Genomic DNA, 24,126 nt, shown 5'->3' with positions numbered 1-24,126 from the left:
ATGAGTCATGAAAAACAGACAAGCAACAAATTATGATGTGGAAGATAACTTGTAATGTCTGTATGAATCAGAATTTTTATGAACATACAGTTGTATGATGATTATGTCAAAATAATACTCATATGTTATGAGTTTATTTCAATATTTAAAAAATCATATATTTTATGCTGATAGATGCGTGATGAATTTTGTGTGCGAGATATAAGCCATTTTTTATTGTTAGGCTGCTAATTAAAAGCATGTCCATGTTCACATATCTGCCGCAACACATCATTATATTTATTGGCCGGAGGCTTGGGCCCCGGCGGCAAGGCGCAAAAAGCGCTCGGCAAGCAGGTTGGGGGCAAGCATTACCTTGGCGGCGGCAGAAGTTTGCACACTGCCGCTCACGCTCATGGGCTGGCTGTTGTCTGCCTTTTCAATTTCTGCTTCCAGGGCGGCGCGCAGGTGTTGAAACGATTCATCCACTTCCGGGTATTCGTTGGTTTCGCGCCAGGGCAGGGTGAGGCTGCGCGTCCACGAGTGCCCCTTGTGCGATGGGGCCTCAAGAGTGTGAAAACGGGTGGGGGTGTAACCCTGCGCCCGCTCGAACAGGCCGGGATAGCAGTAATCCTGCCGTTCTTCTTCCGGCTGCGGAATGGTTGAAACTATGCTTACTATGGGCAGGGCCAGAGCTTTTTCGTGTTCTTCAAGATGCACAGAATATTGCAGAATGGGCCGCAGGTAGCCGCGTTTTTTGGTGATTTTCCATTCAATATGCATGGCGACCTCGTGTGGGGCTGGGGTGTTGCTTGGGGGCTGGCATCAATTAAGGCACCTGATTCAGGCGGTCTGTTCAGGCCGTGACCTGCGCGGCTGCGGGTTCCGTCAGGCATATCACCTGGCCGAATGGCGGCTGCTGCTCGTGCGGCGCGCTGCAAATCCACAGCACAGGATATTCCGGCTCGGCGGGGTAGCGGTCGCACTCCAGATCGGTAAACCAGATCAGGCAGGTAGGGGCCAGCCGCTCGTCTTCAATATGCGCGCACACAGGGCGGTAATCCGTACCGCCGCCGCCCACGGGCGCTAGGCTGGCGGGCATGTCCATGCGCGTAAGCGTGAGGGTTTTCTGCACCTTGGTGTCGTGAAACAGCACCGTGAGCGTGGTGTCGTAGGCCTCAAGCACGGTTGCAAGCTCTGCGCAGAACATGGCCAGCGCCTGCTCGTCCACAGAACCGGAGCAGTCCACAGCCAGCGCCACATGGGGCAGGCGGGCCTCCCGCCGGGCAGGCAGGTAGATGTTCTGGTACAGATAGCGGCGGTTGGGCGTTGTCCACGAATAGTCGTTTTGCGCGCACTGCTCCAAAAAGCGCTGTAAAAGCGTGCGCCAGTCCAGCTTGGGCCGCCACGCCCGGTCAAGCTGCCGGGCCAGACCTGCGGGCATGCTGCCCATGTTGCGGGCGCGCTGCATGGCCTGCATCATGGCTATATCCGCCTCCTGCTCGGCGGCCTTGAGGGCCTGATCGTTCTGCATGCCCTGCGCATCGGGGTGATCCTGCACCTCGCCGGTGAAGCTGGTTGTGCCCTCTGATTGCTCCGGGCGACCTTTTTCGCGCTTGGCTGCGGCCTTGTTGCCAGCGGCGGATTGCGGGTCGGCGTCTGCGTCCTTTTGCTGCTTGTTGTTTTGCGCGCCTTGCGGCGGGGTGGGCTGCTCTGGTTGCTCTGTCTGCTTGCCGCCATCAAAGGCGGTTGCGCCAGCGCCTTCTGTCTGTTCCGCGCCCTGCGCAACCTGCGCGTTTTGCGCGCCCTTGTTGGTGGGGGCGTCTTGCAGGCTTGCCAATGCGTCAAAGATTTCATCCGCATTCATGCCCGCATAGGCCGGATTGTGCGCAAAGCCCTGGGGCAGGGTAAAGCCGGACTCCACCAAGATGTGGTTGATTGCCAGATCGCAAGCGCGGTTCCACAGTTTTGCATCGCGGCCTTTGCGGCGCAGATGATGCCCGAAGGCCAGATGCAGAACCTCGTGCGCCATTGCCCCCACCAGCGATTTTTGCGAAAGGGCGGTGGAAAATGCCGGGTTGTAGCCAAGGGTTTTGCCGTCTGTCCACATATCCGCGCAGGAGGGGTCTGCCTTGTAGCGCAAGCGCAGGGCCAGAGAGCCGAAGAAGGGATGCTCCATGACCAGAGCGGCCCTTGCGCGCGTGATGCAGTGCTGGGCTGCCAGGGTTGCATCTGTGATGGCAGGGGCTGCCTTTTGCTGGTCTGGATGCTGGTTCTCGAATGTGTGCATGGCTTAAAGCAGAACTTCCGCGTTTTTTTCTGCCCAGCGGTTGAAGGCCGGGGTGTTCACCACATCCGTATTCTGGCAGACGGCGTCGCGCATCAGCAGTACGCTGAATTCAGCGGGCAAGCGCTCGGCATAGGCGGTGAGGGCATCCATGGTGTCTTCTGCCGCGCGCAGGCTCAGCGCCTCACATGTGGCGTACAGGGCGGCTGGCTCTTCCGGCACGGTTGCGGCATCCGGTTGCGCCAGGATGGAATCCACCGTGGGCAGCTCGCGCCATACAGAGAGAAAACCCATGAACTCCGCTGCGGCTGCGGGGCCGACCGTGCCCTGAAACAACTCGTACTCCACCTCGCGGGCGGGTGCGGCCTCCAGTATGCGCGAAACAAATTCCCACGAACGGGGCGAGGCAAAGGCTTTTTCCATGCGCTGCGGGTCAAAATCGTGCAGCAGCCGGGGGCGAAAACGCAAAAACGCGCAGACCTCGCGGCGAATGCCCGCTCCCTGCGCCCAGGCGAGCCAGTCGTCAAGGCTGGCGTCAAACTCCAGATGCACCATGCGGTTAGCCAGAGCAGAAGGCATGCGGTACGAGACGGCCTTGTCCTTTTCCCGATTGCCTGCGGCTATGATGGACCAGCCATCTGGCAGGCGGTATTCGCCAATGGCTCTGTCGAGTATGAGCTGGTAGCAGGCCGCCTGTACCAGCGGCGGGGCGGCGTTGAGTTCGTCAAGAAAGAGTATGCCTTGCGGCGGGTCGCCCGGCCCGGGCAGAAAGGCTGGCGGGCACCATACGGCGGTTCCAGCATCTGTAAGGCGCGGCAAGCCTCGCAGATCAACGGGATCAAGCAGCACGGCGCGGATATCGCGCAGGGCCATGCCCCGCATGGCGGCGACCTGGGACACTATCTGGCTTTTGCCCACGCCCGGCGCGCCCCACAAAAATACGGGCTGATGAATGCTGGTGAGGGTCTGCAAAGCGGAAATAACCTGTGAAGGCGTCATGTTTCTTCCTGAAATAGCTGTGATTGGAGGAGGGCAGCCTACCTTTGTTTGCGTCTGAGGCACCCGATGAACTAGAAAGATGAAGAAAAAGAATTTGAAAGTCAATATCAATCAGAGCGCGGGAGAGAAGCACGAAGAAATAGAGGCATGGCGGGGGAGGTAGCCCCGCAACCGCGCGAGCCTTGCCACCGCACAGCATCGCAAACTCAAAGTGCCCTTAGTGTGCGGATGGCTTCACATTGTCTTGTGGCTGCTGGAAGCGCAGTCGCTTTGGGTGCTGATCAGCCCCTTAATGTCGCGCAAGGGCGGCGTGCCGAACTGGCGGCGGTATTCGCGGCTGAATTGCGAGGGGCTTTCGTACCCCACCTGAAAGGCGGCGCTGGTGGCGTCCAGGTGCTCCATGAACATGAGGCGTCTGGCCTCGTGCAGGCGCATCCACTTTTGGTATTGCAGCGGGCTCATGCTGGTCATGGCGCGAAAATGCAAATGGAAGGTCGAGGTGCTCATGCCTATCTGTCTGGCTAGGCTGTCTATCTTCAAGGGCTGCACGTAGTTTTTCTTGAGCCAGTCAATAGCCTGCGCAATCTGGAAGCCGTGGCTGCCGGCAGCCACAATTTGGCGCAGATAATGCCCCTGTTCGCCCAGCAGCAGGCGGTAAAGTATCTCTTTGTGAATCAGCGGGGAGAGCACGGCAATGTCTTGCGGGTTGTTGTGCAGGTCAAGCAGCCGCTGAAAGGCGTTGAGCAAGGGCATGCATACCTCGCTGACCCGCATGCCGCGCCCAGATTTTGCCGCGCGTGAAACCGGCAGATTGCTGTCCACCATCATTTGGGCCAGCATGCGCATATCAAGCTTGAGCACCATGCCCAGAAGCGGAACTTCCGGGCTGGCCTCCACCACATTTGCCACTACGGGCAGGCCGACAGATGAAATCAGGTAGTGGTTGGCATCGTACAGATATTCTTCACCCCCCAGCATAACGCGCTTGGCACCCTGAGCAACAAGGCAGATAGTTGGCTCGTACATGCAGCTTGCGGGCTGGGTCGGCGCTTCGTACCGCACAAGCACAAGCCCCGGCACTGCCGTTTCCAGACGGTGGTTTTGCTCGGTCTGGCGGGCAATGTTGCGGGCCAGCGCCTGCCGCTGAATATTCAGCATGTCGCATTTATCTTTGTCTTGCTGAGGCATGGTCGTTCTCCCTTTCTGGTTTTTTACCAGAAGAGGACGGATAAAAACAACACAATAGTTTGAATCATCGGACAATCAGGCAATAATTTGAGAGAATCGGACTATACGCTTTTAGTCAGGACTCTTAAAAGAATAAAGCAGCGGCTAGGGCAATATGAGCAAGTTTGCGTGCCTGACGCAAAGGCATTTTGCCCGGTGAAATGCCTGTCAAAAAAGTTAAAGTAATGGTTTAAATATTCAGGTTGAAGTTTGCAGGGATGCGCTTGAATGGCTGAAAATCGGCGTCTGAACAGCAACTGGCAAGGGATTAAATACTTACAAAGCAGAGCATATGGAGCGAGTAATGAAAAACATCCTGATTTTTTGCGGCAGCCCACGCAAGGGCGGCAATTCTGATCTGCTGTGCGAGCAGTTCATGGCTGGAGCGCAGGAGGCAGGTCATAGGGTGGAAAAGATTTTTGTGCAGGAGCATAAAATTGCTCCATGTCTTGGCTGTGGATATTGCCAGAGCCATGAGGGTGTTTGCGTGCAAAAGGACGGCATGGAAACCATGCTGGAAAAAATGATCAAGGCTGATGTTCTTGTGCTGGCCTCGCCAGTGTATTTCTATTCTGTGAGCGCGCAGATAAAAGCCCTCATGGACAGGACGGTTGCTCGTTACACTGAAATCAAGAACAAGATCATGTATTACATTATTGCCGCTGCGGATACTGACTTGTCGCACATGGAGCGAACCATCGAGTGCTTCAGGGGTTTTGCCTACTGCCTTGAAGGATCGGTGGAAAAGGGCGTGGTGTACGGCGTTGGCGCGTGGAATAAGGGTGATATAAAAGGCTCTCCCAGTATGGAGCAGGCTTTTGAGCTGGGCAAAAACGTGTAGAGGCAGCACATGCGGTGTGCCGGATCGCCGCCATCATGCAGGAATAGGCAAAAATCAAACCGTATTGTCTATTCCCTGTTGCGGGCAAAATACCTATATTGCGCACGGGCGGCGGCTGCCTGTCCCTATTTTTCCAGATGCATACCTCTTGCCGGGGCTTTATGAAGATACTGTATTATGATTGTTTTGCCGGAATCAGCGGCGATATGAATCTGGCCGCCCTGATTGATCTTGGGGTCAGCCCCGATTACCTCAAGGCCGAACTGGCAAAGCTCTCCATTGATGACGAGTTTGCGCTCCAGTGTCAGCCAGAAAAATGCAACGGGATTCAGGGGATGCAGGTTCATGTGTGTTTGAACGGCCAACAGCTCGGGCACACACATAGGCATGAACACATCCACGGGCACGGGCATGAACACGGACATACGCATACTGGTGCGCCTGACCGCGTGCATGACCACAGCCTCGTGGAAGCCGGGCACCTGCCGCACAGAAATCTGGCCGACATCGCGGCAATTATCACGCAAAGCGCGCTGGCAGACCCGGTTAAGCAGACGAGCCTGAGTATTTTTCGCCGCATTGCCGAGGCAGAAGCCAAGGTGCATGGCAAGGCTCTGGAAGACGTGCATTTTCATGAGGTTGGCGCTACGGATTCCATTGTGGACATCGTGGGCGCGGCCATCTGTTTTCATGCTCTTGATGTTGATGCCGTGTGGTCTTCGCCTTTGGAGCTTGGCGGCGGTTTTGTGCGCTGCGCGCACGGCATGATGCCAGTTCCTGCCCCGGCGACAGTCGAGATACTTCATGGCATCCCCACCACTCGCGGCGGGGTGGAGCATGAGGCCACAACCCCAACCGGGGCGGCCATCATTGCCGCTCTGGCTGACGCCTTCACGGCAGCCCCGGCCATGATCACCTTGAGCACGGGATACGGCATTGGGCATCGCCGTACCGAGCGGCCCAATATGCTGCGGGTGCATCTTGCGGAAGCGGACGAAGCCGCAGTCGATGGCCCTGCCAGATGATTCTGCCTGCTCTGGCGTAATCTTGACGCTAGGGATTGTACGGGGCAAATAAAGATCGCGGGCAATGAAGCCCGACCATGTCGGAGTAGAGAAATGTCAGGTGGTTCACTGGAAAAGCTGCTCACAGATATCAGGGACGGAAGCCTCTCTGTTGCCGATGGCATGAATCTGCTGCGCGAGAGTTCTGTGCTTGACCTTGGGCACACCAAGTTTGATTTGCAGCGCCCGGCGCGCAATGGCTTTCCTGAGGTCATTTACGGCGAGGGCAAAACCCCTGAGCAGGTGGGCGAAATATTCCTCCGCGTGGGCGACCGCAGCAATGTGCTGGCCACAAGGGTTTCGGCAGAAATGGCCGCCCATGTGCAGTCCGTATGCCCCAATGCTGAATATAATTCTCTTGGGCGAACCCTCACGCTGGTCGTTAAACCCATTGCCTGGAAGCAGGGCGAGGTTGCCATTGTCACCGCGGGCACCTCTGACTTGCCTGTGGCGGAAGAAGCCCGTGAAACCTGCCGCATGCTTGGCGTGCGCGCCAAAATCCTTGCTGATGTGGGCGTGGCTGGCATCCACCGCCTGATCAACAACTTGCCAGAGATGCTTGCCGCCCGTGCCGTTATTGTGATTGCGGGCATGGAGGGAGCACTGGCGAGCGTGGTCGGCGGTCTGGTGCCCCAACCTGTTGTGGCGGTTCCCACCTCTGTGGGCTATGGGGCATCGTTTGCGGGGTTGTCCGCCTTGCTTGGCATGCTCACCTCCTGCGCCAGCGGCGTCACTGTAACCAATATCGACAACGGGTTCGGCGCTGCCTGCGCCGCCTGCCGTATTATCAATGCCTGCGAGGGCAACAGCAAAACCTAAACTGTCCGGCAGCGGGCAATTGCCTTTATATTCCCCCCCCCCACAAAATCTGGTCAGCGTGATTGCGCTGTGCTGTCAGGCCATGCGTCTTTGTTTCCGGCAATATGCCGCGCAGGCGCAGGGCTTGGCGTGCATATATGCCGGGGCGTCTGCACGGCAGTCGTACGATTGCACAGAGCGGGCTGCCAGCCTGCTGATATCCTGAACATATTTCCACTGCGGAGCTGTTATGGACAAGAATGATAAGTCTTCCGGGGTATCGCGCCGCCGTCTTTTGCAGGCGGCAGGGGCAGGCGTTGCAGGGGGCGCGGTGCTCTACGGGCTGGACAAGCTGCGCCTTTTGCCCAGCTTTGAGCAGCCAAAGCCTGTGCCACCTGCGGAAAAGATGACCTGCCGCGTCAATCCCAAAAATGGCGACAAGGTATCGCTGCTGGGTTTTGGCTGCATGCGCTTTCCCATGCTGCCGGGTGCAGACAGCCCCACCGGGCCGGATGTGAACGAGCAGGGGGCCTTTGCCCTGGTGGACTATGCCATTGCCCACGGGGTGAACTATTTTGATACGGCATGGCCCTACCATCGCGGCGTTTCAGAAAGCGTCATCGGCAAGGCCTTGCAGCGCTACCCCCGCAAGAGCTTTTATCTGGCCGACAAAATGCCCACCTTCCTCATGCCCACAAGGGAGCAGGCCAGGGAAATTTTTGAAAAGCAGCTTGAAAAATGCAAGGTAGACTACTTTGATTACTATTTGTTGCACGCAATACAGTCTGTAGAAGCCTATCAGACCGTTTACGAAAAGAACGGCGTACTCGAATATCTGCTTGAAGAGAAAAAGAACGGCCGCATCCGCAACATTGGCTGGTCATTCCACGGCAATGCGCCCACGCTTGAATATCTGCTCTCGCGTGATGTCGCGTGGGATTTTGCCATGGTGCAGCTCAATTATCACGACATGCTGCACGAATACAAAATAGCGCCCAATCAGGCAAAGTTCATTCCCAAAGACCCTGCGCCCACGCAGTGGATGTTTGAAAAAATGCAGCAAAGCGGCCTGCCGCTGATTGTCATGGAGCCTCTACTGGGTGGTCGGCTTGCCCGGCTGAACAAAAAGGCGCTAGCCATCCTTCAGGCCGAAAGACCCGAGGCCTCGGGCGCATCATGGGCTTTCAGGTATGTGGCGGGCTTGCCCAACGTGATCACCATGCTGAGCGGCATGACCTATATGGAACACCTTCAGGACAACCTGCGGGCGTTGGCCCCTTACGAGCCGCTTTCCGAACGCGAAATGGAAGTTCTTAAGGCGGCGCTGAATGTTTTTCTGACCCAGTCAAACATCCGCTGCACCACATGCGGCTATTGCATGCCATGCCCCTATGGCGTGGATATCCCGTCTGTATTTGCCCATTTTAACCGCTGCCTTGATGATGAGCTGATCCCCAAGGGAACGCGCGACCCTGACTATGAAAAGGCCCGCCGCGCCTACCTTGTGGAATATGAACGTTCTGTTCCCGAATTGCGGCAGGCGGCGCGCTGCACAGGGTGCGGCAAATGCCTCACGCATTGCCCGCAGATGATCGCCATCCCGGATGAAATGGCCCGGCTGGGCAAGTTTGTTGAAAATCTGAGAACAAGGCAGGGATAGCCAATGTTACGGATCGTTCGCATCATACTGGCCGCGCTCTGTTTTGCTGCAATCTGCCTGCTGTTTGTGGATGTGAGCGGGTTGTTTGCGCCATCGCTTGCCTTTATGGCAAAGGTGCAGCTTGTGCCTGCGGTGCTGGCTGGCAGCCTTGGCGTTGTGGCGGGCATAACCCTCCTGACACTGGTTTTCGGCAGGATTTATTGCTCCGCCTTGTGCCCGCTTGGTGTGGTGCAGGACATTATCGGCGCAAGGGCGGGCAAGTACCGCTTCCGCTATTCCTCCCCGCGTAGCCTGCTGCGGCTGGCGCTTCTTGGCATTTTTGTATTTTCCCTGCTGGCGGGCGTGCCGCTGGTTTTTTCGCTGCTTGAACCTTACAGCGCCTTTGGCCGTATGGCGGCTGATCTGCTGGCCCCCCTTTGGGCAATGGGCAGCAACGCGTTTGCCTGGGCCTCGGAACGGGCGGGAAACTATGATGTCGCCCCCACACTGGTGTGGCAGAAAGGTTTGGCAGCACTGGCAGCAGCGGCTGTCACTCTTGCCGTGGTTGGGGTCTTGTCATGGCGCTCCGGGCGGCTGTGGTGCAATACCATCTGCCCTGTGGGAACTGTTCTGGGATTTTTGAGCCGGTTTTCGCTGTTCCAGCCCCGCATAAACGAAGGCGCATGTAAAAAATGCGGCCTGTGCGAAAAGGCCTGCAAGGCATCCTGTATTGACGCAGAAGCCGGAAGCGTTGACGCAAGCCGTTGCGTGGCCTGTTTCAATTGCGTGGGAGTGTGCCGTCACGGGGCCGTCAGCTATGCCCCCAGATTGTCAAAAGGACATGCTGAGGAGCACACACAGGCGCAGGCTACAGCTCCTGCGGGAACAGCGGCACAGGGCAAGCACAACGGTGCACGTCGCAGCGTGCTTGCGGCACTGGTTGGCATTGCCGTACCCGGGCTTGCCTTTGGCAGAAGCGCTACGGCCATTCCGGCGCTTACCCGCAGGCAGAGCCCTGAGCGGCAAACGGCCATTGTGCCGCCGGGCGCGCAGTCCGCGCAGGAGCTTGGCGCGCGTTGCACCGGGTGTCAGCTCTGTGTTTCTGCCTGTCCCAATCAGGTGTTGCGGGCATCGGATATGGGCAGCGGCATGCTGCGCCCAGCGCTTTCTTTTGAGCGGGGCTACTGCCGCGTCAACTGCGTGACCTGTTCGGAAGTCTGCCCCGCAGGGGCCATACGGCCCATTACCCCGGCAGTAAAAAGCTCCATGCAGATCGGACGGGCCGTTATTGCCCTTGAGAGCTGCATAACCGTGACGGACAAGGTAGCCTGCACTGCCTGCGCCAAGATATGCCCGCCACGGGTGATAAATCTGGTGGGGCCGGATGATGCCCCCAAAAAGCCGGTTGTAGATGCGGAGCGCTGCACTGGCTGCGGCGCATGCGAATATGTTTGCCCGGCGCGTCCTTTTGCCGCAATCCATGTGGAGGGTGTTGCGGAGCAGAGACGCATCTGACCTGGCTGGAACCATACCTGCCACGGGCAGGCCTCCAGGCTTTGTAACTAACAATGGCTGCTTGCGGTTTCGGCCCAGGTAGCCATTTGCAATTTTGCCTGATTTCACAGAAAAACAGTTTAACAACGGCCAGAGTGACAACTTCAACCAGCGCAGCCTCCATGCGTCATGATTGACTTGCCGCCCTTTGGGGATAACGATATCCAGTTAGGGCAGCGGCGGCCTTGTTTAGAGCGCCGTTGTGTTGGATGGCGCCCGAGCCGCTTTTTACAAAATTTCTGCATGCCTTGATATGCGGCTGGCCCCTTGCTGCCAGCCGAAATATGCCTAATGGACAGAGAATGATGCAATACACACAGTGGCTTGATGAAAAGAAGCAGAACGGCAGCCTGCGCGCCCTGCGCAATATTGATGCAGTGCAGCGCGAGAGGGAGCGGGCCGGAGCGCCCTTTATCAACCTCAGCTCCAACGATTATCTTTCTCTTGGCGACGATGCCGACCTGAGGCAGGAGTTCTGGGCGCAGCAGGATGTTTCCTCCCTGCGCATGGGGGCGTGTTCCTCACGTCTGCTCACGGGCACCTGCGATCAGCAGGAGGCCTTTGAGCGGGAACTGGCAACGGCCTATGGCGCGGAGGCCGCCCTGGTGTTCGGCAGTGGCTACCACGCCAATCAGGGCATTCTGCCAGCCGTGTGCACGAGCCGCACGCTTATTTTAGCGGACAAGCTGGTGCATGCCAGCCTTATTGACGGCATTCGTATGAGCGAGGGCAAGTGCATCCGTTTCAGGCACAATGACTACGCTCAGCTCGAAATGCTGGTGGAAAAGCACGCTGCGGACTACGAAAACATAATCATCGTCACCGAATCCATTTTCAGCATGGATGGCGATGCCTGCGATCTGCCCCGGCTGGTGGCGCTGAAAAAGGCCAATCCCACTGTGCAGCTTTATGTGGATGAGGCCCACGCCGTGGGTGTGCGCGGCGCAAAGGGGCTTGGCTGCTGCGAGGAGCAAGGCTGCGCGGCGGACATTGATTTTCTGGTGGGCACCATGGGCAAGGCCTGGGCCTCGCTGGGCGCGTATGTGATTTGCTCGTCAGCCCTGCGGGAATACCTAGTTAATACCGTGCGCCCGTTTATTTTTACTACGGCCCTGCCCCCGGTCAACATTGCCTGGAGCCGCTTTGTGCTTGCAAAGTTTGCCAGCGCAGAGGTGGCGGCCCGCAGGGAGCATCTTGCCGCGCTCGCAGGCATGATGCATGCTTTTACTGATGGCCTTGGGCAGTCGGTGCGCAGCACCTCGCAGATCGTGCCCGTCATTACGGGCGAAAACCAGCGCACCCTTGCCATTGCCGGGCATTTACAGCGCGAGGGTTTTTACATTATGGGCATACGCCCGCCCACGGTGCCTGCGGGCAGCTCGCGCCTGCGCATTTCGCTCACAGCGGGAACCGCGCGTGAGGAGGTTGAATCCCTCATAGCCCTGCTGAGCAGGTTGCTGCATGAATATTGATTTTCTGCGGCGCGCCGGTTGTCCGACCCTGGAACTGTTTTTTGCCGGGTGGGGCATGGACAGCCGCCCCTTTGCCTGGGCTGCGGATTCGCCGCATACGGCGCACTGCGATTTTGCCGTGTGCTACGACTATACCGATATGACGCTGGATGCGGAGGCCCTGCGTCCTTACAGCAGGGTACGGGTGCGGGCATGGTCGCTTGGCGTGTACGCGGCATCCTTGGTCTTGCCGGGCTTGCAGTGCGCTGTGAGCCGCGCCATAGCCATTAACGGAACGCTCACGCCTGTTGATGATAGCCTTGGCATACCGATGACGGTCTATGATGCCACGCTTGAAAACCTTTCCGCCGAAAGCGTGGAACGGTTCAACAGGCGTATGTGCGGCGCGCACCGGGCAGTGTTTGAAGCGCGCAGATCACCGCACAGTTTGGCACGCGGTGTGGATTCTCTGCTGGCGGAGCTGAAGCATATCAAGGAATGCGCTGCCTACAAAGACAGAGCGCAGTTTACTGATTGGGACATGGCAATTCTGAGCAAAAAAGACAGGATATTCCCCATTGCAAACATGCGTAAAGCCTGGTCTGCAATCCCGGTGCTGGAGCTGGACGAGCCGCACTATCTGCCGGATATTCCTTTTGTATCTGTAGAACTGCCATGAGTGCTTCATTTGTCAGGCGGCGTTTCAGCGCTGCTTCCGCAAGTTATGATGCTGAGGCTCAGGCCCAGCGGCAGATTGCTTCGCACCTCTGGGCGCTTGCTGCGCCGCACATTCCAAGTGGTGCAGCCATACTGGAAATAGGCGCGGGTACGGGCATGCTGACGCAGCATATCCTGAGCGCGCAGCCCAAAAGCCTCACTGTCAATGATCTTTATACCAGCCCGCAAGTGCAGGCCCTTACGCAGCAACGGCCAGACGTGCTTTTCTGCCGCGAGGGGGATGCGGAAACGCTGGACTTCTGCGGCCAGTTTGACGCCATTTGCAGTGCCTCAACCGTGCAGTGGTTTGCGGATATCAAAGGATTTTTACATCGTTGCTCCCGGTATCTGCCCAAGGGCGGGCTACTGGCCTTCAGCAGTTTTTTGCCTGGCAACCTGTACGAAGTTGCGGAGCTTACGGGTGTTGGGCTGGACTATCCCGATGCTGCCGTCCTGCAAAGCTATCTTGAGCAGGATTTTAATCTGGTTGCAATGGAGCAGGGCGAAATCACGCTGCAATTTGCCAGCCCGCATGACGTGCTGCTGCACCTCAGGCATACTGGCGTAACAGGCATCAGGTCTGTAGGCTGGAACAAACGCAGATACCTTGAGTTTGTTGACGGTTACATTTCCCGCTACGGCACCGGGCAGGGCGTCAGGCTGACATATCGGCCTGTGTATGTTCTTGCTGCAAGCAAGGGGAATCTTTGCCGCAACCTGTAGGTACGCAACAATTTGTGCTGCCTGATGCGTTGTTTTTGGTCGCTTTCTTACTATTTCCGTTGTATTCTACCAACCCAGCACGGGAAGGAGAGTTGCATGAAGCCATCAGCAAGACTTCTGCAATGGTTTGCCTGTCTTTTGCTCGCATGTCTCTGTCAGGCGGCTTGTGCCGCCTTTGCCGAAGCATCTGACGAAGCCTATGGTTTTGAATCTGCCAAGGCCTATCTTGAAATGCAGGGGCGTGATCTGGCAGACGCGCAAGGCAAATTTGAAAACAACCTTTTTCAAAACCTTGATGAAGCAAACGCCATTAATATCAAGTATAGGGCCTTGCCTCCCAACTATGTGCTGTACAGACTGAAACTGGCGGAAAACATCGAAAAGACCGCCAGCAAACCAGACAAACTGACCGCATATTGCAAGGATTTTTTGTATATTGACAATGCAGAAAGGGAAAATGCGGATAAATTTTTGACATATAACGAAGCAATGACGGAAAAGTTCATTCCGCGCGATACGTATCAGGTCATGGATGAAGATATATTACGTAACGTACTTGTGCGGTATCTTGAAACATACAGCATGGTGTATGGCTTTAAAAATCCTGATTTCATCAGGATTCGGATAGAAAAGGCCATCCCCTACAAAAATGCCGAGGGCGACTTTGGCATTTTGTATTCCATAGCCCTGACGGAAAAGGACGATGCTGACGATTCTGCGCCGGAAAAAATGTTTCAGGTTTCATACTGCAATGGGGAAATTGTCAGTTTTGAGCCTTCAGCAAATGACGCGGCGGACGCCGCAGTGTTGAAGATTTGCAAGGCACTTCAGTAGCGGCAAGGCTGGCGGGGGCATGCGGACAGATAGCGTTTTTTTGACGAGGTATGGAATTTGCTTTAAGTATTCATTATCAAAAACGTGACTATTTGTGCTGACATTTTTCGCCACCGCACCAGAACCGGGTTAAACGAATGCTTTTGTCCACCAAACCTTCTTCCAAGCTCACTCCCCAGTTGCCCTTGGACGTTGAAATTTACCCCAAGGCCAAGAGTGATCGCCGTCTCGCCCCTAACATTCCCGGTCGGGGCGGGTCGAGGCGTGGAGCTCATCAGCGCTATGAAGCCCAGCTTCAGGTGTCGGTATATGATGCTTCGGAAGAATCCGCCCCGGTGCGCTGCCTGAGCGAAGACCTCTCGTCATCGGGCATGCTGCTGCATTGGGCTGAGGATGCACCGCTTCCAGCCGAGGGGCAAAAGCTTGTGCTGCGCTTTACCATGCCGCCGGGCACCCTGCCAGAAGGGTATGAATCGCGCGTGCGTATTCCCGCAGACGTTGTGCGTATTGTGGAAGGCGAGGATGGTGAAAAAAAGGTTGCCGTCAACTTTGTGCGCAATCTGGATAACTATCTGCGCCTGAAAAAGTGGCTGCGTCTGATTGCAACCTCTGTAATTCTGCTTGCCATTTCTGTATATGCCGTTGCCTACATGCGGCAGGAAAGCCTGTTTTACTTCATGTTTGACGTGCCAGTATTTACATACGGGATTGTTGCGTCCGTTTTTCTGGTAAGCCGGTTTGTCTTTTCCTTCTTTTACCGCAACGTTCCTGTTGATCCTGACTTTACGCCTGGGGTCACTATTGTCATTCCCTGCTTTAACGAAGAAGAATGGATTGAAAAAACCATCCAGTGCGCCATCAATCAGGATTACCCTCAGGAAAAACTCGAAGTTATCCTTGTGGACGATGGCAGCACGGATAAATCCATGGAGCGTGTGCGGCGCATCGAAAAGCAGATTCGCAAGGAAATAACCGGCGACCGCTTTGTGGTTATTGAGCAGCCCTACAATATGGGCAAGCGCCACGCCCTTGCGGCTGGGGCCCAACACGCCAAATTTGAGTTGCTGGTCTTTGTGGATTCGGACAGTTTTCTGGAGCCGGACGCCGTGCGGGAAGTGGTGCAGCCCTTCCGCGACCCCAAGATGGGGGCTGTCTCTGGCAGAACAGAAGTGCAGAACAAATGGACAAATGCCCTCACCAAGATGCAGGCCGTGCGCTACTATGTGGCCTTTCGGTTCATCAAGGCGGCGGAATCCGTTTTTGACGGTGTGACCTGTCTTTCCGGCCCCCTTGCCTGTTATCGCAAGGATCTTGTGCTGCACTACCTCGATGAATGGCTCAACCAGAAATTCTTTGGCTATCCGGCCACGTTTGGCGACGACAGAAGTCTGACAAACTACATCCTTGCCCACCACCGCACTGGTTATCAGGATGCGGCGGTGTGTTCCACCATTGTGCCCTCAAGCATGCGTACCTTTATCCGGCAGCAAATGCGCTGGAAGCGTTCATGGCTGCGTGAAACTCTGCGCGCCAGCTCCTTTATGTGGAGAAAAGAGCCTTTCATGGCGCTTTCGTTCTACATCGGTTTTTTGCTGCCTGTGCTGGCCCCGCTGGTGGTAGTGCGCACCATGGTCGTCATTCCGCTTGAGCTTGGCCTGTTTCCCTACAAATACCTTGCGGGCATTCTTGTCACCAGTATGCTCATGAGCGCCTCCTATCTGTTGTTCAAGCGTAGCAATCTGTGGCCGTACGGCATTGTTTTTTGCGTGTTTTATCTGGCGGTGCTGCTGTGGCAGCTCCCTGTGGCAGTGCTTACGTTCTGGAAGTCGGAATGGGGCACACGCAATACCTCCGCCGACGTGGCCGCGCAGGAAAAGCTGCGCTACGAGCAGAAAATGTTCGTCATGCCCTCTGAAAGCGCCGTTGCAGCAGGAGCGGGGCAGCCAGCCGATCACGGCAAGCACGGTGAGGGCTAGGGCATGCGCGCGCTTTCTAAAGATACCTGGAAGATCCTGCGGTCATGCCTGCAATGGGCATTTTTGATCGGCCTGTGCGTATTTATTGTTCAGCTCTTTATTGAGAGGGGCAGGCCGCCGCAGTTTGACCGTGAATCGTGGACGCAACGGGATGGTTTTACGGCCATTTCTTACGGTTCGCTCACACGCGATGAAAAGCCGGGGCTGAACTCGCGCCAGCAGTTTGCGGAGCACGTGGCAGCCATTGAAAAGGCTGGCTATCAGTGGATAACTACTGACGATGTCATCAGTTTTTATCGCGATGGCGAACCGCTGCCAGAGAAAGCCCTGTACCTCATGATGGAAGGGGGCCGCAAGGACTCCGTCATCTTTGGGCAGGAGATCATGGGTAAAACAGGGGTGCATGCCACCCTGTTTACGACAACCGCCACACTTAAAAGCTGGAACAACTTTTTTATCACCAAGTCCAATGTGGCGGCACTGGCAAAAAGCCCGTTTTGGGATGTGGGCAGCCAGGGGCTTGGGCTGTTGCCCATCAACGAGAACATGCCAAAGGTGACCCCCGGCTACTTTTTGACAGATTTTATGCGTGATCCCACTGGGTTGCCAGCGGAAACAGAAGAGCAGATGCGTGACCGGCTGGCGGCGTATTATAAAGAATCGTTCGAGCCGTTGGCAAAGCTCATGTCCGAACCGCCCAAGGCTTTTGTGATGATGCCCGCCAACTCCTTCAACGCGGCCATGCCGTTTGCGGTGAAGGAGGCCAATCGCAGTTTGGCCCAGCAGTATTTTGAGCTGACCTTTTCCAGGGAAGGGGCGGCGTTCAATTCAGCAGTGGATGACCGTTTTGCGCTCACGCGCGTGCAGGTCAAGCCAGAGTGGACGAAGCAACACCTCATGGAAGTGCTCTCGCTCAAAACTGCCAAGCGCACGCGGTTTTCTCTGGCCGAGGGCGATACCGCCGAAAGCTGGGTATCATTTCGCACCAGGGTAGAAGCCTTGGGGCAGGATATTGTGCTGACCCCGCAGGAGGGCAGGGCTGACCCTGTCATGCTGCGCGGCAGCAACCTGTGGGATAATGTTTCGCTGTCCATGACCATTGCGCAGAAGGAAAACGTGGATCGCTACGTCTACCTGCGCTATGCCACGCCCAGCGCCTTTTTGCGCGTGACCCTGCACGGGGCGCGTCTGCTGGTGCAGGAGCGCGTTCCCGGTCAGGGGCTGTATACTATTGCGGATGAAACCCTTTCCACCCAACCGCCCTGGCGCTTTGATATCCTGCTCAAGGGCAACAGACTTAAAGTGTTGCTTGATGGAAAGGCGCTCGGCCCAGGATTTTTGCCAGTTTCGCCCACACTGCGGCTTGGGGCAGTTGCTCTGGGCACTGACGATGTGGAAGGGTACGAAGGGCATTTCGGCTCGCTGAATATTGTGCGTATTCCTTCGCTCTGGCGCATCGAGTCCACAGGCAGCACCAGTTCTGGCAGTGCGGCTCAGGCCAGGGCGCAGGAGGTCACTGCATGCGTGGTGCCGTTGGCAGCCGGGGGCAGTGCTGGCAGCGCAGATGCCGAAAGGGTTTCGCGTCAGGTGTTGCGTGCACGGGCAGAGGGCAGCATGACCATTGCCGCTCTTGCCCCCGGCAATCTTGTTCTGGCCGACAGCATGCTGCTGATAGCGCCCTTCAGCATGGCGCAGAGCCGCAGGCTGTGGGACGGCATCATGGTGCAGCCCCTTGCCCAAAGCTCGTGGGAGGATGTGGCGGCGACCCTCAAGGCCATTGCCGCCGCAGGCTATCGCCCCGTGGTGCGCCTTACGCGTGATGCGGCGGCAGCGCTTGCGGCCTCGGGCGTTACCTTGCCCGCAGAGCATTACCTGCTTGATTTTACGCGGGCGGAAATCCCCGACTCTCTCTGGACGCCCCTTGCCCATAGGCATAACCGAAACAATTTCCTTTATGCTACCGCAGAAAAGGGCGTTTTGTACGCCGCGGGGGGCAACTGATGCGCGTTAGTATCCTTTCTTCCAGTCTGCTGTTGGCCCTGTGCTGCGGCTTTGCCGCAGGCGCTGTGTGCGCGCAGGAGTTTCCAGCTGGGGATAGCCGGGCGCGCCTCGATCAGCCTAGAGGTCTGGAACCTGCCAAAAGCGCCAACTCCGCAAAGGGGCAGGAGCAGACAAGTGGCGCGGAACCGGAAAAGCTCTCGGCAGCCTACTATTACAATCGCGCCAACTATGCCATCAGCCGCGAAATGTACGCGGAGGCTCTGGGTGAAATAGATAAGGGCATGGATCTGGACCCTGGCTTTCTGCCCTTCATCACGCAAAAGGCCCTTGTGCTTTCGCGCCTGTCGCGGCACGAGGATGCCGCGCGTTTCTATTCGCTGGCGCTTGAAGCCAGACCGGACGATGCGCGGCTTGCGGCCCTTGCGGCAGAAAATATCCAGAGCAGCCGGGCCAGTGATTCCGCAGGGCTTTCCACTGATCTGGCAAGGTTTTTCAGCGGCCTTTCCGTGCAGGTGACGCCGGAGCTTCTCAAACTGCTGGCGGAACGTCAGGATCAGAACAACGCGGTCTTTTTGCCCGCCCTGCGCGCTGCAGGGGCCGTTGGCAAACTCACGGACGAGGAACAGGCGGTGCTCAAGGCTTGCCTTGCCAATAACGGCACCGTGGCAGCCGCCTTGCTGCGCCGTCAGAATGACTGGCCGCAAGGCTCTGAACCGCTGCGGGCCCTATTTGAGGCTATGACTGCCCGCGCCTTGCAACTGGCTGGCAAGCAGGACGAAGCCGAAACTTTTTATCGGCAGGCGGCAGCGCGGGGCTTCAGTCAGGAAACATTGAACGCCATCAAGGCGCAGGCCTACCTGAACCTCAACGAGCAGAAAAAGGCCGCCACTGTTTACGAGCAGGGCTGGCGCATGGCTTCAAGCCCGCAGGTCTGGGCGGTGCGCGCGGCAGATGCCTACGCCGCCTCTGGCGGCATCAAGGATGCCTGCGATATACTTGAAAAAGCTGCAAAAATAGCCCCGCACGACCTGTATTTGCAGGGGCAGCTCTATTACCGCCTTGCCCAGGCCGGAAAAACCGTCGAACTCAAGGCTCTTGAGCAGAGGCTTGAGGCCGGGGGCAGCAACATTGCCGTAAACTTTGGCAAATTCCTCTTCGCCCGACAGAGCAAAAATCGGGATGCCATGCAAAAAGCCCGTCAGGCCGTTGTGGAGCATGTTGACGATGTCAGCGCTGTTCACGCACAGGACGACATCCGGCTGATTGTTGCCAGTCTTGGATTCAGCGGTGCGCAGGCCCCGCAGGAGCAGCAGGCCGAACTCATGCGCAACAACGGCTGGGAGCTGTGGGACAGCGGAAAAATAGACGACGCCTATGTTTCGTGGCGCGATTCCATTGCTCTTGATCCCCAGCATGGGCAGAAGGTTGGCCCCTCCATGTGCGCGGTCTTGTTGCAGCAGGGCAGAACTGCGGACGCCATGGAACTTTTCCGCATGCAGTACCCTGAAATGCCCGTGTTCTCCCTTGCCTTGTATCTGATAAAGGACAAGCAGTGGTCTGCGGCTTACCCGCTGTTGCGGTCTATGGCTGCCCCCTCGGGCGCCAATGCACCATGGTATGCGCTGGCCCTTGCCGCAGGCGCGCTTGAAGGCGGCGACATCCGCGCAGTGGAAACCAGCGCCAAGGCCTTGCTCGCCCTTGATCCGCCGCAGGAAAGCCACACGGTCAGTATTCCCGCCGCTGACGCGGGGGCAGGGCAGTTGCAGTTGAGCAGGTCGCTCTATCTCTCCATGCTTTCGGAATATTTGGGTAAGCTGCTGGATCAGCAGAATGTCGCATTGATCCCTGAGCTTTTGGCCAGCAGACAGCTTCAGGGCATACCCGCGCCACAGGCCGCTAAAATGCTGAGCGAAGCTGGTTTCAGCCTTGCAGTGGGCGACAGCGCGCAGGCTGCGGTGCCTTTGTGGCAGCGTGCGCTTACGCTCAGCCCTGATCTGCCAGAAGCTCACTTGGGTATGGCCCTTGCCGCCGCCATGCAGGGAAATATGACAGCTGCGGAGATTCATCTGAACGCGGCACCTGTCAATGCTTCGCCCCGGCATGAATTCATTCTTGGCCGCATCAGGATGCTTGAGGGGCAGACGGATGTGGCTATGCGCCATTTTGACAGCTTTTTGCGCGCGGAACCCGGCAATCTTGCCGCGCGGTACGCAGTTTTCAATATTTTTATGTCGCTGGCAGACTACACCCGCGCCCGTGCGCTTTACGGCGAATTTAAAAATGCCGCAGGGCCTACCGCCCGGCTGTATGAAGGGCAGTGCGCCCTTGCCTTGGGCGATGCCGGTCGGGCAGAGGCGATTTTCCGTTCTCTCATGGCCAAGGGGGCAACCACAAGGCCTGTGGCGCCGCTGCTGGTGGCGGCTTTGCGCGCCCAGAACCGTTGGGCGGAGGCGGCCTCCATTTTGCAGCAAAGCGGCCTGCCAGATCCGGAAAAACTCACGGCTCTGCGCCGTCAGGCCGAAGACGCACTGGCTGAAGCCCGCTACCCTGCGGCGCGGGGTTACGCTCAGACCTATCTGGCCGATGATCCGGATTCCGCCTATGTGCAGTCGCTGTACAACAGCTCCCTACGCGATGAGTACAGGATGCAGGCTGACCGCCTTGAAAAGCTCAAGCGCGAGCAGATACGAATTGCCCGAGGCACGCTTGATCCTGAACGCCTTGCACCGCAGGAAAGGGAAAAACTTGCAGAGCTGCGCTCCGGCGGTCAAGCTGCGCTTGAACCCGACAGGTCGCTCCTTGATGATGCGCAGACGCATGCCGAAGGCCTGCTTGCCCGCAACACCATACAGCGCGACGCGCTGGAAAGCGTGTTGGATATCTCCCTGCAACGGCACAACTATAACGAAGCGGCCAAAATCTCCCGCCATATGGCGCAGGAATATCCCTACGACATGCACTATCAGTTGCAGTCTGCCGTGCATTCCGGCGCGGTGTCGCGTTTTGACCGTGCCCTGCCTGTGGTGCAGTCCCTTTCGGCCCGTGGGCCAAATGGGGCGGGCATGGCCCTGTGCTTTGCCAACATTACCTCGCAGTCGGACGGTAAAAGCTATACTCCGCAGGATGTTGCTGCATATCTGGATCAGCTTGGCGCAAACTATCGCCCTGTTTCCCTGCCGGAATTTCTGTCTCCTGCACCCACAGACGCGGCCACTGCTGCGCCGGGTAAAATACCTCTGCTGCTCGTTATCGGGCAGACGCGGCCTGAAGAACTGCAAGCCATAGACGCCGCTCTGGCTCAACGTGGCGGCAGGGCCGTGCTGTTGGTGAGCAGGCAGTCGTTTATTCCCGGCACGCCGGACGACCTGCCCAATGCTGCGCTCTTGCGCAGGCTTGTGGCCACAGGCCGCTGGGAACTGGCGCTCACGGATACCTCGGGCCGTACTATTGTGGACGTAACAGGCCGCAGGGGCGGTTTCTGGGCACGGCGCGCAATGGTGGACGGACGGCCTGAAACTGTCGAAGAAATGAAAAACCGCTGGGCTTCGGCAATGGCCGAGGCGCGCCAGCTCGCGCAGTCTCAGGGCTTTGCGGTGACTGCGTGGATGTACCCCGGCGGCGATTACGGGCAGATCAGCCTCGACGGCGATGCGGAAATCCGGCAGGCCTATACAGAAGCTGCCCGCGAGGTCTTCACTGTGGCCTTTGTGCCCACGGCCAACGGCTATCACACCAACAGCCTTGATCCGCTGTTTGTGCCCGTGCGCAACGTGTATGCGCAGCTGGACGCCAAGGCCATGGCCTCCATGCCGCAGAGCCATCCCACGCGCCTTGCGGTGCAGACAGAGGGTTTGCTGGCAAGCTGGCACGGGCAGTTGCCGCGTGCGGAAATGCTCTTTGCCAGGGCGGCCTCGCTTGGTCTTTCGCCTGCGGATAACACCTATTACCGCGCCAGCAACGCCCTGTTTGACGAAGATGCCCCCTATGCCAACGAGCTTGCGCGCGAAGCAAAACGGCTTGACCCGGATAATCCGCGCACGGACGAACTGCTCGATCGCGCGCAGCGGCTTTTGCGGCCCAGGGCTACGTTCAGCCCCCATGGATGGACAGACAATGCCGGACGTAGTTTTGCGGAATACGAACTTAAGGCTTCCACCTTTTTGCAGGAGAATCTTTCTGCCCAGGCTTCGGTTTCCGATCTGTGGTGGAAGAGCGACCACAATTCGCTGCACGGCCATGCCATCGGCATTGGGCTGCGCTACTTCCCCTTCAAGCAGCACTGGCTTGATCTGATGGTGCGCGATGTGCAGCCGGACAGCGGTTCTTCCTTTATGGAAGCGCGGGCCGCTTGGCGCGGCGTGTATTCGGTCGATCCCCTGCGCATCAACGGGCCGTACACCCTCAGCTACAGCCGGCAGTCAATCGAGACGGCGGAAAGCGTCAAAAAGGGTGTGTACGCCGACAGGCTTGGCCTGAATACCGAGGCCCGCATACTGGACTGGGGTGTGCTTCAGGCCGAAATTTTCGGCACACAGCGCACGGATGGCAACCGCACTGTGGGCGGCACCGTCAGCCCCCGCTATATTGTGTGGGACAAGCCGCAACTCCAGATAGGCTATCTGTTCAGCGCCGCCGACAGTGACAGAAATCCTGCCGACTACTATGCGCCGCAGGAATACGTCAATCATATGGCTGTGGCCTCGTTTGATGTGGCGCTTTTTGACCAGATGCACGTGCGCGGCTTTGCCGGATATGGCACAGCCATATCCAAGGACAAAAACTGGGAGCAGGTCTTGCGTTACAGCCTTGATCTGAACTGGGTTCCTGCCGATAACTGGAGCCTTGCCCTTGGCTACAGGCGTATGGAACTGCCCGATTACAACATGGATGAATATTCGCTGAACCTGCAATACGTTTTTTAAAAAGCATTCAGCGTGCTGCGCCGGGCCGTCTGGCCCATGCGCCAAATCCGTCCGGGCCATAGTGCCGGGGAGGTTGCTATGAAATGTCTGCGTTCTGCCGCTTCTGCGGGACTGCTTGTGCTGTGTTGCGCGTTTCCGGCGGTGGCAGCCGATGCTTGGGTGGCGGATTGGGACATGCCCAACGGGCTTGCAGAACTGCGCCAGGGCAACTTTAAAAACGCGCTCATGTTTGCCGCGTATTTTGACAGGCAGGGCAGACCCTTCCTCACCGATGACATGAAAAAGGCCCTGCGCGGCGGGCTTGGTGCCTCACTGGGCCAAAGCTCCAACAAGGCGCAGGGCGTGTTTCTTTCAGTCGTTAATGACGTGGTTGAAGCCCCCGGCAAATCTGTGCAAAAGGATCCCGCCCTCGTGAGCAGGCTCATGGCTACGGACGCCAGCCGCGCCGCGCACCGCAGCGATCTGCTGGCCCTGCTGACGGCCTATCCCTTTACCGGGCTGGAGCTTGATTACGAAAGAGTGAGCATGGATGACTGGCCCCGGTTGCTCACGTTTGCGCAGGAGCTTTCCACCACGCTGGCTGCTCAGGGCAAAAAACTGCGGCTGGTCATGGAGCCAAAGCAAAAGTACCTGCAAGGCAATCTGCCCGCAGGCCCGCAGTATGTGGTGATGGCCTATAACCTGCACGGCGGGCATAACGGGCCGGGGGCCAAGGCTGACGACGCCTTTTTGCGTCAGTTGGCCCAGTGGTGCGCCCACTGGTCTGTAAAGCCGGGGTTGGCGCTTTCTGCGGGCGGTTTTGCCTGGACGGGCCGGGGCGTTGTGGATCTTACCGAGCGCAAGGCCGCCGCATGGGCGCAGGGCGCGGGCGTACAGCCCAAGCGCGACCCAGCCAGCCATGCCCTGTATTTCAAGGCGGCAGACAACACGCCCGGCAGCCCCCTGCTTGCAAAGGGGGGCATCGACGGCAGCGTATGCGAAATCTGGTATGCGGATGGTGAAACCCTTGCGCATTGGGCCGATGTGGGGCGCAGCCTTGGCTTCGGCGATGTGAGCCTGTGGCGGCTTGGCGGCAATACGCCGGAATCTCTGGCTAAAATTTCAGGGAAGTAAG

At 57.6% G+C, this 24,126-nt stretch carries 16 protein-coding genes and 1 pseudogene; 13 read left to right on the top strand and 4 right to left on the bottom strand.

The window, feature by feature from the left end; translation table 11 throughout:
- Positions 1 to 279: 279 nt before the first annotated feature.
- From ACUZ9P_RS12365 to ACUZ9P_RS12350, 4 genes are all read right to left on the bottom strand, one after another.
- Positions 280 to 762, bottom strand: a complete 483-nt coding sequence (locus ACUZ9P_RS12365; RefSeq protein WP_449249942.1) for a hypothetical protein — start codon at positions 760 to 762, stop codon at positions 280 to 282.
- 73 nt (positions 763 to 835) lie between these two features.
- Positions 836 to 2,269 carry a vWA domain-containing protein gene (locus ACUZ9P_RS12360; protein WP_449249941.1) on the bottom strand — a complete coding sequence of 478 codons (1,434 nt, stop codon included), beginning with the start codon at positions 2,267 to 2,269 and terminating at the stop codon, positions 836 to 838.
- A 3-nt stretch (positions 2,270 to 2,272) separates the two neighbouring features.
- Positions 2,273 to 3,265 carry a MoxR family ATPase gene (locus ACUZ9P_RS12355; RefSeq protein WP_449249940.1) on the bottom strand — a complete coding sequence of 331 codons (993 nt, stop codon included), beginning with the start codon at positions 3,263 to 3,265 and terminating at the stop codon, positions 2,273 to 2,275.
- Between the two features lie 234 nt (positions 3,266 to 3,499).
- Entirely contained in the window at positions 3,500 to 4,453 is a 954-nt protein-coding gene (locus ACUZ9P_RS12350; RefSeq protein ID WP_449249939.1) for an AraC family transcriptional regulator N-terminal domain-containing protein, read from the bottom strand.
- A 343-nt stretch (positions 4,454 to 4,796) separates the two neighbouring features.
- On the opposite strand from ACUZ9P_RS12350, the gene ACUZ9P_RS12345 reads away from it, so the two are divergent.
- The 13 genes and pseudogenes from ACUZ9P_RS12345 (at position 4,797) to ACUZ9P_RS12285 (ending at position 24,125) form a co-directional block, all read left to right on the top strand.
- Positions 4,797 to 5,333: a flavodoxin family protein gene (locus ACUZ9P_RS12345; protein ID WP_449249938.1), complete on the top strand. Its 537-nt coding sequence runs from the start codon at positions 4,797 to 4,799 to the stop codon at positions 5,331 to 5,333.
- A 161-nt stretch (positions 5,334 to 5,494) separates the two neighbouring features.
- Positions 5,495 to 6,331: pseudogene (locus ACUZ9P_RS12340) on the top strand (LarC family nickel insertion protein); the annotation flags it as partial.
- A 120-nt stretch (positions 6,332 to 6,451) separates the two neighbouring features.
- Complete coding sequence (gene larB, locus ACUZ9P_RS12335) at positions 6,452 to 7,216, top strand: nickel pincer cofactor biosynthesis protein LarB (RefSeq protein WP_449249937.1); 765 nt, start codon at positions 6,452 to 6,454, stop codon at positions 7,214 to 7,216.
- Positions 7,217 to 7,445: 229 nt separating this feature from the next.
- Positions 7,446 to 8,855: an aldo/keto reductase gene (locus ACUZ9P_RS12330; RefSeq protein WP_449249936.1), complete on the top strand. Its 1,410-nt coding sequence runs from the start codon at positions 7,446 to 7,448 to the stop codon at positions 8,853 to 8,855.
- Between the two features lie 3 nt (positions 8,856 to 8,858).
- Positions 8,859 to 10,349 carry a 4Fe-4S dicluster domain-containing protein gene (locus ACUZ9P_RS12325; RefSeq protein ID WP_449249935.1) on the top strand — a complete coding sequence of 497 codons (1,491 nt, stop codon included), beginning with the start codon at positions 8,859 to 8,861 and terminating at the stop codon, positions 10,347 to 10,349.
- A gap of 341 nt (positions 10,350 to 10,690) precedes the next feature.
- The gene (locus ACUZ9P_RS12320; protein WP_298994182.1) at positions 10,691 to 11,860 is read left to right on the top strand and encodes an aminotransferase class I/II-fold pyridoxal phosphate-dependent enzyme; all 1,170 of its coding nucleotides are present in this window, start codon (positions 10,691 to 10,693) and stop codon (positions 11,858 to 11,860) included.
- Positions 11,850 to 12,518 carry a pimeloyl-ACP methyl esterase BioG family protein gene (locus ACUZ9P_RS12315; protein ID WP_449249934.1) on the top strand — a complete coding sequence of 223 codons (669 nt, stop codon included), beginning with the start codon at positions 11,850 to 11,852 and terminating at the stop codon, positions 12,516 to 12,518. The genes ACUZ9P_RS12320 and ACUZ9P_RS12315 overlap by 11 nt, the downstream gene beginning before the upstream one ends.
- Positions 12,515 to 13,279: a malonyl-ACP O-methyltransferase BioC gene (gene bioC / locus ACUZ9P_RS12310; RefSeq protein WP_449249933.1), complete on the top strand. Its 765-nt coding sequence runs from the start codon at positions 12,515 to 12,517 to the stop codon at positions 13,277 to 13,279. The genes ACUZ9P_RS12315 and bioC overlap by 4 nt, the downstream gene beginning before the upstream one ends.
- A 96-nt stretch (positions 13,280 to 13,375) precedes the next feature.
- Positions 13,376 to 14,113, top strand: a complete 738-nt coding sequence (locus ACUZ9P_RS12305) for a hypothetical protein (protein WP_449249932.1) — start codon at positions 13,376 to 13,378, stop codon at positions 14,111 to 14,113.
- 143 nt (positions 14,114 to 14,256) lie between these two features.
- Positions 14,257 to 16,089 carry a glycosyltransferase gene (locus ACUZ9P_RS12300; RefSeq protein ID WP_449249931.1) on the top strand — a complete coding sequence of 611 codons (1,833 nt, stop codon included), beginning with the start codon at positions 14,257 to 14,259 and terminating at the stop codon, positions 16,087 to 16,089.
- Between the two features lie 3 nt (positions 16,090 to 16,092).
- Positions 16,093 to 18,090 carry a hypothetical protein gene (locus tag ACUZ9P_RS12295; RefSeq protein WP_449249930.1) on the top strand — a complete coding sequence of 666 codons (1,998 nt, stop codon included), beginning with the start codon at positions 16,093 to 16,095 and terminating at the stop codon, positions 18,088 to 18,090.
- Positions 18,090 to 23,012 carry a hypothetical protein gene (locus ACUZ9P_RS12290; RefSeq protein WP_449249929.1) on the top strand — a complete coding sequence of 1,641 codons (4,923 nt, stop codon included), beginning with the start codon at positions 18,090 to 18,092 and terminating at the stop codon, positions 23,010 to 23,012. The genes ACUZ9P_RS12295 and ACUZ9P_RS12290 overlap by 1 nt, the downstream gene beginning before the upstream one ends.
- A gap of 78 nt (positions 23,013 to 23,090) precedes the next feature.
- Complete coding sequence (locus ACUZ9P_RS12285; protein ID WP_449249928.1) at positions 23,091 to 24,125, top strand: glycosyl hydrolase; 1,035 nt, start codon at positions 23,091 to 23,093, stop codon at positions 24,123 to 24,125.
- Position 24,126: the final 1 nt, after the last annotated feature.

The sequence above is a fragment of the Desulfovibrio intestinivivus genome (assembly GCF_053570665.1).
This window is presented reverse-complemented; position numbering and strand designations above follow the sequence as displayed.

Bases quoted from the DNA above. Each gene is read 5' to 3' on its own strand.
- ACUZ9P_RS12365 (WP_449249942.1), bottom strand. From the start codon at position 762: ATGCATATTGAATGGAAAATCACCAAAAAACGCGGCTACCTGCGGCCC.
- ACUZ9P_RS12360 (WP_449249941.1), bottom strand. From the start codon at position 2,269: ATGCACACATTCGAGAACCAGCATCCAGACCAGCAAAAGGCAGCCCCT.
- ACUZ9P_RS12355 (WP_449249940.1), bottom strand. From the start codon at position 3,265: ATGACGCCTTCACAGGTTATTTCCGCTTTGCAGACCCTCACCAGCATT.
- ACUZ9P_RS12350 (WP_449249939.1), bottom strand. From the start codon at position 4,453: ATGCCTCAGCAAGACAAAGATAAATGCGACATGCTGAATATTCAGCGG.
- ACUZ9P_RS12345 (WP_449249938.1), top strand. From the start codon at position 4,797: ATGAAAAACATCCTGATTTTTTGCGGCAGCCCACGCAAGGGCGGCAAT.
- larB (WP_449249937.1), top strand. From the start codon at position 6,452: ATGTCAGGTGGTTCACTGGAAAAGCTGCTCACAGATATCAGGGACGGA.
- ACUZ9P_RS12330 (WP_449249936.1), top strand. From the start codon at position 7,446: ATGGACAAGAATGATAAGTCTTCCGGGGTATCGCGCCGCCGTCTTTTG.
- ACUZ9P_RS12325 (WP_449249935.1), top strand. From the start codon at position 8,859: ATGTTACGGATCGTTCGCATCATACTGGCCGCGCTCTGTTTTGCTGCA.
- ACUZ9P_RS12320 (WP_298994182.1), top strand. From the start codon at position 10,691: ATGATGCAATACACACAGTGGCTTGATGAAAAGAAGCAGAACGGCAGC.
- ACUZ9P_RS12315 (WP_449249934.1), top strand. From the start codon at position 11,850: ATGAATATTGATTTTCTGCGGCGCGCCGGTTGTCCGACCCTGGAACTG.
- bioC (WP_449249933.1), top strand. From the start codon at position 12,515: ATGAGTGCTTCATTTGTCAGGCGGCGTTTCAGCGCTGCTTCCGCAAGT.
- ACUZ9P_RS12305 (WP_449249932.1), top strand. From the start codon at position 13,376: ATGAAGCCATCAGCAAGACTTCTGCAATGGTTTGCCTGTCTTTTGCTC.
- ACUZ9P_RS12295 (WP_449249930.1), top strand. From the start codon at position 16,093: ATGCGCGCGCTTTCTAAAGATACCTGGAAGATCCTGCGGTCATGCCTG.
- ACUZ9P_RS12290 (WP_449249929.1), top strand. From the start codon at position 18,090: ATGCGCGTTAGTATCCTTTCTTCCAGTCTGCTGTTGGCCCTGTGCTGC.
- ACUZ9P_RS12285 (WP_449249928.1), top strand. From the start codon at position 23,091: ATGAAATGTCTGCGTTCTGCCGCTTCTGCGGGACTGCTTGTGCTGTGT.